Genomic DNA, 12,619 nt, shown 5'->3' on the forward strand with positions numbered 1-12,619 from the left:
GGTCCTTGTCGCACCGCAAAAAATGGTTACGATATAGGCAGGTTTTAATCTGCACAGGTAATGAGCAAATTGGCGATTGCCCGCTTCCCCGAACGCCTGAGGATCGGCGACAAGGAACTGCCTTGCCGGGCGGTGCTTGCTCCGATGTCCGGTGTCAGCGACCTGCCGTTCCGCAGGATTGCCGCACGGTATGGTGCCGGCATGGTTGTTAGCGAGATGGTCGCCTGCGAATCCTTTGTGCGCGGCGATGCCGAAACTCAGATGCGTGCCGAGGCTCAGGATGATGGTCTGCATGTGGTACAGCTTGCCGGCCGTGAAGCACGATACATGGGCGAAGCGGCGAAGGTGATTGCCGGCGCCGGTGCCGATGTCATCGACATCAATATGGGCTGTCCTGCGAAAAAGGTCACTTCCGGCTACTCCGGCTCTGCCCTGATGCGCGATCTCGATCACGCGTTGACATTGATCGAGGCGACCGTGCAAGCGGTCGATATCCCCGTGACGCTCAAGATGCGCCTTGGATGGGACGAGAGTTCCATCAATGCACCAGAGCTGGCCCAGCGCGCCGAGCGTGCCGGGGTTCAACTCGTTACGGTGCACGGGCGCACTCGCAACCAGTTCTACAAGGGCAAGGCCAACTGGTCCGCGATTCGTGCCGTGGTTGAGGCCGTGAATGTTCCCGTCATCGCAAACGGCGACTGCTGCGGCTTTGAGGATGCGGAGCGGATGCTCGAGGCTTCCGGGGCGGACGCCGTCATGATCGGTCGCGGCGCCTATGGCTGTCCCTGGTTGCCGGGTCATGTCGGCCGGTATCTTGAGACCGGCGTGCGTGCCTCGGCCCCCGAGGGCAGCGAATTCTGTGATCTCGTTCTGTCGCATTACGAGGAAATCCTCAGCCACTATGGCGAGCGGGGTGGTATTCGCATCGCGCGCAAGCACATGGGCTGGTACCTCGACCAGACCGGGGCGGAGGCCGGAGTGCCTGCCGCCGTCCGCAAGACCATTCTCACATCCAGTAAGCCCGCCGAAGTCATGAAGTTCGCGGAAGACTGGTTTTCGTCCTATTCCGATCGGAGTGCTGCATGACGCCTGACGCGCTATCTGGAGGCCGGATCGCCGCGCTTGCCAACGATGGTCCAACGATCCTCGATGCCTTGCCGCATCCGGTGCTTCTCGTTGCCCCGGATGGGGTAATCGAGACCGCCAACAGTGCTGCAGAGATCTTCATGCGTTCGAGCATCTCTCTGCTGCGTCGGCACCCGATCGACTATTTCGTTCCCTTCGGCAGTCCCTTGCTCACACTGATAGAGCAGGTGCGCGAACGAGGCGCCGCAGTGAATGAGTACAAGGTCGATATCGGCTCTCCGCGTATCGGTGCGCCCAAGGTTGTCGATATAAATGCATCCCCGGTCACCGAGCGCCCCGGTGCCGTCGTCCTGATGTTCCAGGAACGCACGATGGCCGAGAAGATCGACAGGCAGCTGACCTCTCGTGGCGCCGCGCGCACGGTTACCGGTCTGGCCGCGATGCTTGCCCACGAGATCAAGAACCCGTTGTCTGGCATTCGCGGCGCCGCGCAGTTGCTCGAACAATCCGTTCCCGATGATGACCGGGCACTTACACGCCTGATCACCGACGAGACAGACCGGATCGTAAAGCTTGTCGACCGGATGGAAGTCTTCTCCGACGAACGTCCGATCGAGCGTGAACCGGTGAATATTCACGTGGTTCTGGATCACGTCAAACGGCTGGCTGACAGCGGTTTTGCGCGCAACAAGCGTATCATCGAGGCCTATGACCCATCCTTGCCGCCAGTCTTTGCCAACAAGGACCAGCTGATCCAGGTGTTTCTCAATCTCATCAAGAATGCGAGCGAGGCGATCGGCGACGATCCGGATGGCGAAATCCGGATCACGACGGCGTTCCGTCCGGGGATCCGGCTTTCGGTGCCCGGTACGGAGGAGCGCGTCTCCCTACCGCTTGAATTTTGCGTCCAGGACAATGGTCCGGGCGTACCCGATGATCTGGTGCCGCACCTGTTCGAACCCTTCATCACGACAAAGACGAATGGCTCCGGGCTGGGCCTTGCACTTGTTGCAAAGATCATCGGTGACCATGGCGGCGTTATCGAATGCGACAGCCAGCCAAGAAGAACGGTTTTCCGGATATTGATGCCGGCTTTTGTTGAACCTGAGGCTCCCTCCAGCGACAGGACAGTATGATCATGCCGACAGGCACAATTCTGGTAGCCGATGACGACGCGGCGATCCGTACAGTTCTCAATCAGGCGTTATCGCGGGCCGGGTATACGGTTCGTCTGACCTCCAACGCCACGACACTTTGGCGTTGGGTGAGTTCGGGCGATGGCGACCTGGTCATTACCGACGTTGTCATGCCGGACGAGAATATCTTCGACGTCCTTCCGCGGATCAAGAAGCTTCGCCCGGACCTGCCGGTCATTGTGATGAGTGCCCAGAACACCTTCATGACCGCGATCAAGGCCTCGGAAAAGGGGGCATACGAATACCTCCCCAAGCCGTTCGACCTGAAGGAACTCACCAACATCGTCAGCCGTGCCCTGGAAGAGCCAAAGGTTCGCCGGCCAGCCGAAATCGATGACATGGGCGAGGGCATGCCTCTGGTCGGCCGCTCTCCCGCCATGCAGGAGATCTACCGCGTCCTGGCGCGCCTGATGCAGACCGATCTGACGGTCATGATCAACGGTGAGTCTGGAACCGGCAAGGAACTGGTAGCGCGTGCGCTGCATGATTATGGCAAGCGCCGAAACGGTCCGTTTGTCGCCATCAACATGGCCGCAATCCCGCGTGACTTGATCGAGGCGGAACTCTTCGGCCATGAGAAGGGTGCCTTCACTGGTGCTCAACACCGCAGTTCAGGCCGCTTCGAACAGGCTGATGGCGGCACTCTGTTCCTTGATGAAATCGGCGACATGCCGATGGAAGCCCAAACGCGCCTTCTGCGCGTTCTGCAGCAGGGCGAATACACGACGGTCGGGGGGCGTACACCGATCAAGACAGATGTCCGGATCGTCGCTGCGACCAACAAGGATCTGCGGCAACTGATCAACCAGGGGCTGTTCCGCGAGGATCTTTATTTCCGCCTGAATGTTGTCCCTATCCGGCTCCCACCGCTGCGTGAACGCGTCGAGGACATTCCGGATCTGGTTCGTCACTTCTTCTCATTGGCCGAGAAGGAGGGGTTGCCGCCCAAGCAGGTCGACCAGGCTGCTCTCAACCTGCTGCGTCGCTATCGCTGGCCGGGTAACGTGCGCGAGCTTGAAAATCTGGTTCGCCGCCTTGCCGCTCTCTATCCGCAGGATGTGATCGGCGAGGTGATGCTGGAGCAGGAACTCAGCCAGCCGGCCGTCTCGCCGCTGGAAGAGGAGAGCGGCGAAGCGATCAACCTCGGAGGGTCGGTCGAGCGGTATCTGAATGGATACTTCGACAACTACGGCGATGCCCTTCCGCCTCCCGGGCTCTATCACCGTATCCTTCGCGAAGTGGAGTATCCGCTCATCAGTGCAGCGTTAGCTGCAACCCGTGGCAACCAGATCAAGGCGGCCGAGCTCTTGGGCGTAAACCGCAACACCTTGCGCAAGAAGATTCGGGACCTCGATATCCAGGTGATGCGCTCATCGCGCTAGATGACGGTTTTCCAACGAAATCTGCCGCAACGACAAGGCGGGATCCCGCCTTGTCTGTAGACACCCCTTGGTAGCGCTGCCATTGTCGCATTTTCGCAACATTCTGTGGTAAGTGTGCCGCAGTTCGTCGCAGTCCTTGCGGCGGAGAGGATGCGAGACGCTGCACTCGAGGGGTTATGATCCTAGGAATTTCTCAGGAAACGGGAACGGCACGGGTTTCGGAATGGCGGCTCGGGCGGCGGCTTGGCCTCGCCATCATGCTCGTCGCGTTGCTGTCGATCGCGGTCACGTTTTTCATTCTGACCGGTCTGACCTCAATTGCCCCGACCCGGAATGTCGTGCTGATCGCAATGGGCGTCAACGGTGTCCTTGCAAGTTGCCTGATCGCAGCCATCGTCTGGGAAATCACCAAGCTCCTGAATGCCCGCCGAAAGGGCAGGGCCGCGGCGCGGCTGCATGTTCGGATCGTTACGCTCTTCAGTATCGTTGCGGCCGTTCCGGCGCTGATGATGGCGATCCTCGCAACGTTCACGCTTGATCGTGGCCTCGACCGCTGGTTCGAGGACCGGACCCGGCAGATAATTGACAACGCGCTGACTGTCGCGCAGGCCTATCTCCAGGAGCATGCGCGTGTGCTGCGCGGTGATCTTCTTGCGATGGCAAGCGATGTGGATCGCGCCAGGGCGGTCTATGATTTCGAACCCACCCGCTTTGACGGCTTCTTCAGCGCGCAGGCCTCGGTGCGTGGCTTGCTTGCGGCTTTCATCATGAAGCCGGACAACACGGTGATCACTCGGGTCATCCTCGATCCGCGAACGAATATCCTGCTCCCCCCGCTGGACAGTTTCGAAAAGGCTCGCCAAGGCGAACCGGTCCTGATTGCACCCGGCAAGTCGAGTCTTGTCGGCGGCGTCATGAAGCTGTCGGCCTATGACGATTTTTATCTCTACGTCGTCCGCTCGATGGATGCGCGTGTGGTGGAATACCAGCGCCTTGCCGAGGACGGGGCGCTGGAGTACCGGGAACTTGAGAGCAGCCGGTTCGGCGTCCAGGTTGCCTTCGCCCTTGTCTATCTTGGCGTTGCCCTCATTCTGTTGCTCTCTGCGATCTGGATCGGCTTCGGCTTTGCAAACAGGCTTGTTTCGCCAATCCGGACGCTGATCTCGGCGGCGGATGAGGTCTCGCAAGGCAATCTCGCAGTCAAGGTCGAGACAAGTCAGTCCGAAGGGGATCTGGCAAACCTCGGCGCTACCTTCAACAAGATGACGGGGCAGTTGCTGGGCCAGCGTGATGCGCTTTTGGCTGCAAATGAGCAGATCGATCGCCGCAGGCGTTTCAACGAGGCGGTGCTGTCTGGGGTCTCCACGGGCGTCATTGGTATTGACGACGGAGGTTCGATCTCGCTGGTGAACCGGTCGGCACAGGACCTTCTCCAGGTAGAGGAGATTTCATTGCTCGGGCAGCCGCTCGTTGAGGTGGTTCCAGAGCTTGCAGAGTTCATCGGCCAGGCCATTCAGAAGGATACGGAGCGCTTCCAGGAGACGCAGTTGGAGTTGGCGCTTCACGGCCGGCAGCGGATCGTCAGCGTTCGGCTGACGAGCGAACAGTCTACGCGCCGTGAGCACGGCTATGTTGTGACCCTTGATGACATCACTGACCTGGTATCTGCCCAACGCAACTCTGCCTGGGCCGATGTGGCGCGGCGTATCGCGCATGAAATCAAGAACCCGCTGACCCCGATCCAGCTTTCCGCCGAGCGGATACGCCGCCGATACGGCAAGAAGATCGAGGACGACCGTTCCGTGTTCGACCAGTGCATCGACACCATCATCCGTCAGGTGGGCGACATCGGGCAGATGGTGGACGAGTTCTCGTCGTTCGCACGCATGCGCAAGCCCAACAAGTCAAGAGCGGACTTGCGCAACACCGTGCGCGAAGCGGCCTTCATGCAGACCGTCGGCAACCCCGACATCAAGATCTCCACGCAGCTGCCGGAGGGCGCGGTTGAAGCCATCTATGACGGCCGGCTTCTCGGTCAGGCGCTGACCAACGTCATCAAGAACGCGGCTGAGGCAATCTCCGGCCGCGAGGGGGAGGACCTTCCGCCGGGCGAAATTTCCGTTGGGTTGTATCCGGGACCGGACAAGATTGTGATCGACGTCACGGACAACGGTGTCGGACTTCCGCAGGAAAACCGGCAACGCCTTCTGGAGCCATACATGACGACCCGCGAGAAGGGGACAGGCCTCGGCCTCGCCATCGTCCGCAAGATCATGGAAGACCATGGCGGAAACATTGAACTTCTGGATGCTCCAGGGGGAGCGCAGGGAACGCTGGTGCGCCTGACCATGGCCACAAACTCCGGCGATATCGACGAAACGGACAACGAAAAGACAGTGACCGAAAATGGCGCATGATATTCTCGTAGTAGACGACGAAGCCGATATCCGCGAAATGATCGCCGGCATCCTTGACGATGAGGGATACGGCACGAGGACGGCACGTGACAGCGATACGGCGATTGCCGCCATCAAGGAGCGCCGGCCGTCGCTGGTGATCCTTGATATCTGGCTCCAGGGCAGCCGGCTTGACGGCCTGGCGGTGCTGGATGTCATCAAGGATACCGACCCGGATTTGCCGGTCGTGATCATTTCCGGCCACGGCAACGTTGAAACGGCGGTCTCCGCGATCAAGCGCGGTGCCTATGACTACATTGAAAAACCGTTCAAGACAGATCGGCTGATCCATATCGTTGAACGCGCCCTGGAAGCGTCCAGCCTGCGCCGCGAGGTCAAGGTCCTCAAGGAGCGGAGCGGAGAGGCGAGCGGCATCGTCGGTGAATCGAGCGCTGCGAACCAGCTTCGGCAAACGATCCTCAAGGTTGCCGGCACGAACAGCCGTATCCTGATTTCGGGGCCGTCAGGGTCAGGCAAGGAACTTGCCGCGCGCATGATCCACGACATGTCGCCACGCGCCAAGAGCCCCTTCGTCGTGATCAATGCCGCAACGATCACGCCGGAGCGGATGGAGGAGGAACTCTTCGGGATCGAGGACGAGGCAGGCAACCTGCGCAAGGTCGGAGCTCTGGAAGAAGCCCACGGCGGCACGCTTTATCTTGATGAAGTCGGTGACATGCCGTCTGAAACGCAGGGCAAGATCCTTCGGGTGCTCGTTGAGCAGAGCTTTACCCGCGTCGGCGGCGCCAACAAGGTACAGGTTGATATCCGTATCCTGTCGTCGACTGCGAAGAATCTTGAAGACGAAATTTCCAACGGCCGGTTTCGCCAGGACCTCTATCACCGGCTCGGCGTTGTGCCCCTGCGTGTTCCCGGCTTGGCCGAGCGGCGCGAAGACGTTCCCGTGCTGGTGTCCCATTTCATGAACCAGATATCGGTTTCGTCCGGCATTCCGCTGCGCCCGATTGGCGACGACGCCATGGCGGTCCTTCAGACCCACGACTGGCCGGGCAACATTCGTCAGCTGAAAAACAATGTCGAACGTTTGCTTATTCTCGCGCGCGGCGAACCTGACAGCGTGATTACGGCCGATCTCCTGCCCTCGGAGGTCGGAGCGATGCTGCCAAACCTGCCGACTTCAGGGGGCGGCGAGCATTTGATGTCGGTTCCGCTTCGCGAAGCGCGCGAGATTTTCGAGCGTGACTATCTGCAGGCCCAGATCAAGCGTTTCGACGGCAATATCTCCCGCACGGCCGAGTTCGTCGGTATGGAACGATCGGCGCTGCACCGTAAACTGAAGACATTGGGGCTGTCCTGAGCCCCTGCCTCTGCTATTGAGACAGGGAACAGTCCTGAAGGGTTTGATGCATGAAAGTCGTCATTTGTGGCGCAGGCCAGGTTGGATACGGCATCGCTGAGCGCCTTGCCGCCGAACAGAACGACGTCTCGGTCATCGATTCATCGCCGAAGCTGATCAACGCCATCGGTGACCAGCTGGATGTACGCGGCTTCGTCGGCCACGGTGCGCACCCTGACGTACTGGCCCAGGCCGGCGCGGAAGAAGCAGACATGATCATCGCCGTCACTCTATATGACGAGGTGAACATGGTTGCCTGTCAGGTCGCGCATTCGCTGTTCAATGTTCCCACGAAAGTCGCGCGTATCCGTGCCCAGAGCTATCTGCAGCCGCATTGGCAGAGCCTGTTTTCGCGCGAGAACATGCCGATCGACGTGATCATCTCGCCGGAGATCGAGGTCGGAGAGATGGTGCTGCGGCGCCTTGCACTTCCCGGCGCGGTTGAGACGGTCCGTTTCGCGGACGATGAGATTGTAACGGTCGGGATCGTCTGCGAGGAAGATTGTCCCGTTGTCGACACGCCATTGAGGCAGTTGACGGAGCTGTTCCCGGATCTTGGCGCCGTCGTCGTCGGGGTATTCAGAAACAACAAGCTGTTCGTACCCAAGAGCTCCGATTCCCTTCTGGTCGGTGACCTTGCGTACGTGGTGGCGCGACGCGACCAGGTCCGCCGCACGCTCAGCATCTTCGGTCACGAGGAGCCCGAAGCTAGCCGCGTTGTGATCGCAGGCGGCGGCAATATCGGGCTCTACGTCGCGCGCGCTCTCGAAAAGCGCCAGAGCAACACACGTATCAAGTTGATCGAGGCGTCTCGCGACCGTGCCGTCTCAATTGCCGATGAGTTGAAGCGATGTGTGATCCTTCATGGCAGCGCACTGGACCAGCATATTCTGGACGAAGCCGATGTCGGGACCGCCGATACGATGGTGGCGCTCACCAACGATGACGAAGTGAACATTCTTTCCTCGGTCATGGCCAAGAAGCTGGGTTGCCGACGGAACCTGTCGCTTTTGAACAATCCCAGCTACCCGGCGTTCGCACACGCACTGGGGATCGATGCCTTCATCAATCCGCGTGCTGTGACGATTTCGAAGATCCTGCAGCATGTGCGCCGCGGCCGTATTCGCGGGGTTCATTCCCTCCAGAACGGGGCTGCCGAAGTGGTGGAAGCCGAGGCGCTCGAAACCTCGCCACTGGTTGGCCGGCCGCTTCGCGACATCGATCTTCCGTCCGGTATACGGATCGGCGCTGTCTTCCGGGATGGCAAGGTGATCACGCCCAACGGCGGGTTGCAGATCGAGGCGCAGGACCGGATCGTGATCTTCGCGGTGGCTGACCGGGTGCGCCAGGTCGAGCAGATGTTCCGGGTAAGCCTCGATTTCTTCTGATCGGACGGAAACCCGAAAAAGGGGCCTTGCGTCCCGTTTGAATTGCAGTCAAGGATCGTCTGCCTGCAGCTCGGCGACAGGCAGCCATGAGCATGCGCGCGACCGGGCCGGAATGTGCCTGTCGCAGCGGAACCATTGCGTATCCAGAGGAAATTCATGAGCAGGATCGCCTACGTCAACGGTCAATATGTGCCGCACAAGGATGCGGCGGTCCATGTCGAGGATCGCGGCTATCAGTTCGCTGACGGCGTCTATGAGGTTTGTGAGGTCTGGCAGGGCAATGTGGTGGATATGCCGCGGCACTTTGACAGGCTCGGTCGCTCCTTGAGAGAGCTACGCATCGATTGGCCGATGTCCCGTGCCGCGGTGGAATTCGTCATTCGCGAGGTCGTGCGCCGGAACAGGGTGCGCAACGGCATGGTGTACATCCAGGTTACACGCGGAGTGGCACGCCGCGATCATTTCTTCCCCACAGACGATGTTGCGCCATCAATCGTCGTGACCGCTCGCTCGACGAGCCCGGCGGCCGCAGAGGAGGCGGCGAGCAAGGGGATTTCCGTCATCACCTATCCGGAGAACCGGTGGCCGAGGGTCGACATAAAGACGGTTGCTTTGCTGCCGAATGTTCTTGCCAAGCAGGAAGCGCGGGAACGTGGCAGCAAGGAAGCCTGGTACGTTGACGTAAACGGTATGGTGACGGAGGGCGGTTCGACGAACGCATGGATTGTCTCCAAGGACGGAGTACTGTTAACTCGACCTGCCGAGGGCGGCATTTTGCGCGGTATTACCCGTGCAGTGGTTCTCGACCTCATTGCCCGCGAGGGTCTCGCTTTTGAAGAGCGCGCCTTTTCTGTGGACGAAGCCAAGCAAGCGCGGGAAGCGTTCGTAACGGCGGCATCGACCCTTGTCATGCCGGTTGTAAGAATTGATGATACGGTTGTGGGCAATGGGCATCCGGGATCGACAGCGACGCGATTGCGTGAGCTGTTTCATACTGCTACAGATTTCATGGCAGTTTGACGATCCGAAGCGGCTCAAATTCGGGCTTTGCGGCAGGCGGCGCGTCTATGAGCGCGCTACATGCTGTTGGAATTAAAGTAGGGCAGGCTGTTCGAGGCGGAAGCGTTTGTGTTTATGGCCTCATGACAGCGGTATTTCAAAATCTCCGGGTGCCCGGCCGCACTCGGCGAAAACAGGATAAAAAGACTGATGGCTGATCGCGCTCAAAATCTGCAAGACACATTTTTAAATCACGTTCGTAAGCAAAAGACTCCGCTCACGATTTTTCTGATCAATGGCGTCAAGCTCCAGGGCGTCGTGACCTGGTTTGACAATTTCTGCGTTCTTCTACGCCGGGACGGGCATTCTCAACTCGTCTACAAGCACGCGATTTCGACGATCATGCCGAATGGTCCGGTTCAGTTGTTTGAGCCGGGTGAAGAAGGCAGCGAAAAGGCAGGTAGCTGATTGGCTTCCCGCTCTTTCGGAGACGACGCATCCAAATCCAAAGGCGCCGGTGATCAAGGAATAGACCGGCGTCCGCAGCCCTACAGGGCGATGATTCTCGAACCCGTCCTGACGCATCGTCGTGAGGGGACGGACGGTGATCTGCGCACGAACCGCAGTCCCGAGGCCAGACTGGAAGAAGCTGTCGGCCTGAGCGCTGCGATCAATCTCGAGATTCTGTTTTCCGCTGTCGTAAAGGTCAATAACCCCCGCCCGGCCACCCTGTTCGGCGACGGCAAGGTTGATGAACTTGCAGGCATGGTTGCCGCCGACGAGATGGATCTCGTTGTTGTCGACCATCCGCTGACCCCTATCCAGCAACGAAATCTCGAACGCCGGCTGAAGACCAAGGTGATCGACCGCACCGGTCTGATCCTGGAAATCTTCGGCGATCGCGCGCGGACCAAGGAAGGCCGGCTTCAGGTCGACCTTGCGCATCTGACCTGGCAGAAGAGCCGACTCGTGCGCTCGTGGACACACCTTGAGCGCCAGCGCGGCGGTGTCGGCTTCATGGGCGGTCCCGGCGAAACCCAGATCGAGGCCGACAGGCGCCAGATTCAGGACCGGATCATCGCGCTTCAGAAGCAGCTGGAGAGCGTTCGCCGGACCCGGGACCTTCACCGCAAGAAGCGCAAGAAGATCCCGCAACCGGTCGTCGCGCTCGTCGGCTATACAAACGCTGGAAAGTCGACGCTGTTCAACCGGATGACCGAGGCGGATGTCTTTGCCAAGGATCTGCTGTTCGCAACGCTCGATCCGACTTTACGTAAGATCAAGCTGCCGCATGGCCGGGAAGTGATCCTGTCGGACACCGTGGGGTTCATCTCCGACCTACCGACCCATCTCGTTGCGGCCTTCCGCGCAACTCTCGAAGAGGTTCTCGAAGCCGATCTCATCCTGCATGTGCGAGATATCTCGCACCCCGATACGGATGCCCAGGCCGAGGATGTGAAGAAGACGCTCGATGAGCTCGGCGTCAACCCGCAGACAGGCGCACCCATTGTCGAGGTCTGGAACAAGATCGACAATCTAGACCCGCTCTACCGGGAAAAACTTCTCGCAGAGCAAAAAGGTGAAGGGCCGGTGGCGCTTTCAGCGTTGACCGGAGAGGGGATCGATCAGCTCTACAATCGGATCGACGCCTTCATGGCGCAGCACGATGATACGTTCTCGGTGCGGGTGCCCGTCGCCGAGGGCGCGTTGCTGGCCAAGCTCTATCAGGTCAGTGAAGTGCTTGAGCGCCGCGATGGCGAAGAGTTTGTCGAGGCGGAGGTGAGGGTAACGGACAAGCAGCGCGGCCCGTTCCGAGAGCGCTTTGCGCCTTATCTCCTGAAGTAGGACGAAAGAAGGGCCGGCTTTCTAAGTCCGTGGCTTCTTGGCTGCCTGCCAGGCCGCCTCCATCTCATCGAGCGTCATGGCCTCAAGCGTCGTGTCTGTCGCCCTTGCATGGTCTTCGATGGCTGCGAACCGGGTGCGGAACTTGCGGTTTGTCTGGCGCAAGGCTTCTTCGGGATCGATGTCGAGGTGACGGGCGAGATTGGCGAGGGCGAACAGCGTATCGCCCAGCTCGTCCTGGATACGCGCCTTGTCCGGAGATGTGTGAGAGAGCTCTTCTTCAAGTTCGTGGGTTTCTTCGCGGATCTTTTCCAGCACCAGCCGTGCGTCGTTCCAGTCGAAGCCAACCTTTGAGGCGCGGCGCTGCAGCTTGTCGGCTTCCTGAAGGGCAGGAAAGGCGCTCGGCACATCGTCCAGGAAACCCTTCGCCTCCTCCGGCAGTCCCTGTGCTTCCCGGCGGGCCTTCTTTTCCGCGCGCTCCTCGGCCTTGATCTTTTCCCACAGCCCCTTGACCAAATCATGCTTGATGCCGTGCTCGTCACCAAAGACATGCGGATGGCGGCGGATCATCTTCTTCGTGATCGCCTCGACGACGTCCCCAAAGTCGAAGTGGGCCTCTTCCTCTGCCATGCGGGAGTGGTAGACCACCTGCAACAGCAGGTCGCCCAGTTCCTCGCGCAGCTCGCCCATGTCCCCCTGGTGGATGGCCTCGGCGACCTCATAGGCCTCCTCGATGGTGTAGGGGGCGATGGAGGCAAAGTCCTGTTCCAGATCCCAGGGACAGCCGGTCACAGGCGTCCTCAGCTCAGCCATGATCTCGATAAGACGGGAAATGTCGCGGCCGGGTTTCATGGATGGTCCTGCTTGTTGGATTGTCATCCCAGCGAAAGCTGGGATCCAGTAAACATCTTGG

General features: G+C 59.8%; 10 protein-coding genes. 9 read left to right on the forward strand and 1 reads right to left on the reverse strand.

Going from position 1 to position 12,619, the window contains the following annotated elements; all coding sequences use genetic code 11:
- The first annotated feature begins 60 nt into the window (after positions 1-60).
- The 9 genes from dusB (at position 61) to hflX (ending at position 11,709) form a co-directional block, all read left to right on the forward strand.
- Complete coding sequence (gene dusB / locus ACN0SY_RS00515) at positions 61-1,086, forward strand: tRNA dihydrouridine synthase DusB (RefSeq protein ID WP_417683805.1); 1,026 nt, start codon at positions 61-63, stop codon at positions 1,084-1,086.
- Positions 1,083-2,222: a two-component system sensor histidine kinase NtrB gene (locus tag ACN0SY_RS00520; protein ID WP_417683806.1), complete on the forward strand. Its 1,140-nt coding sequence runs from the start codon at positions 1,083-1,085 to the stop codon at positions 2,220-2,222. Before dusB ends, ACN0SY_RS00520 begins: the two co-directional genes overlap by 4 nt.
- Before the next feature lie 2 nt (positions 2,223-2,224).
- Positions 2,225-3,664 (forward strand): nitrogen regulation protein NR(I), encoded by a 1,440-nt coding sequence (gene ntrC / locus ACN0SY_RS00525; protein ID WP_417683807.1) that lies wholly within the window; start codon positions 2,225-2,227, stop codon positions 3,662-3,664.
- 176 nt (positions 3,665-3,840) lie between these two features.
- Positions 3,841-6,081: an ATP-binding protein gene (locus ACN0SY_RS00530; RefSeq protein WP_417683808.1), complete on the forward strand. Its 2,241-nt coding sequence runs from the start codon at positions 3,841-3,843 to the stop codon at positions 6,079-6,081.
- Complete coding sequence (locus tag ACN0SY_RS00535) at positions 6,071-7,438, forward strand: sigma-54-dependent transcriptional regulator (protein ID WP_417683809.1); 1,368 nt, start codon at positions 6,071-6,073, stop codon at positions 7,436-7,438. The genes ACN0SY_RS00530 and ACN0SY_RS00535 overlap by 11 nt, the downstream gene beginning before the upstream one ends.
- A gap of 50 nt (positions 7,439-7,488) precedes the next feature.
- Positions 7,489-8,865, forward strand: a complete 1,377-nt coding sequence (gene trkA / locus ACN0SY_RS00540) for a Trk system potassium transporter TrkA (RefSeq protein ID WP_417683810.1) — start codon at positions 7,489-7,491, stop codon at positions 8,863-8,865.
- Positions 8,866-9,021: 156 nt separating this feature from the next.
- The gene (locus ACN0SY_RS00545) at positions 9,022-9,885 is read left to right on the forward strand and encodes a D-amino-acid transaminase (RefSeq protein ID WP_417683811.1); all 864 of its coding nucleotides are present in this window, start codon (positions 9,022-9,024) and stop codon (positions 9,883-9,885) included.
- 186 nt (positions 9,886-10,071) lie between these two features.
- Complete coding sequence (hfq, locus tag ACN0SY_RS00550; protein WP_417685826.1) at positions 10,072-10,332, forward strand: RNA chaperone Hfq; 261 nt, start codon at positions 10,072-10,074, stop codon at positions 10,330-10,332.
- Between the two features lie 90 nt (positions 10,333-10,422).
- Positions 10,423-11,709 carry a GTPase HflX gene (gene hflX / locus ACN0SY_RS00555; RefSeq protein WP_417683812.1) on the forward strand — a complete coding sequence of 429 codons (1,287 nt, stop codon included), beginning with the start codon at positions 10,423-10,425 and terminating at the stop codon, positions 11,707-11,709.
- Between the two features lie 21 nt (positions 11,710-11,730).
- On the opposite strand, the gene mazG is transcribed toward hflX, so the two are convergent.
- Positions 11,731-12,558: a nucleoside triphosphate pyrophosphohydrolase gene (gene mazG / locus ACN0SY_RS00560; protein ID WP_417683813.1), complete on the reverse strand. Its 828-nt coding sequence runs from the start codon at positions 12,556-12,558 to the stop codon at positions 11,731-11,733.
- Positions 12,559-12,619 lie beyond the last annotated feature (61 nt).

This window comes from Roseibium sp., from assembly GCF_048261595.1.
Lineage (GTDB): Bacteria > Pseudomonadota > Alphaproteobacteria > Rhizobiales > Stappiaceae > Roseibium.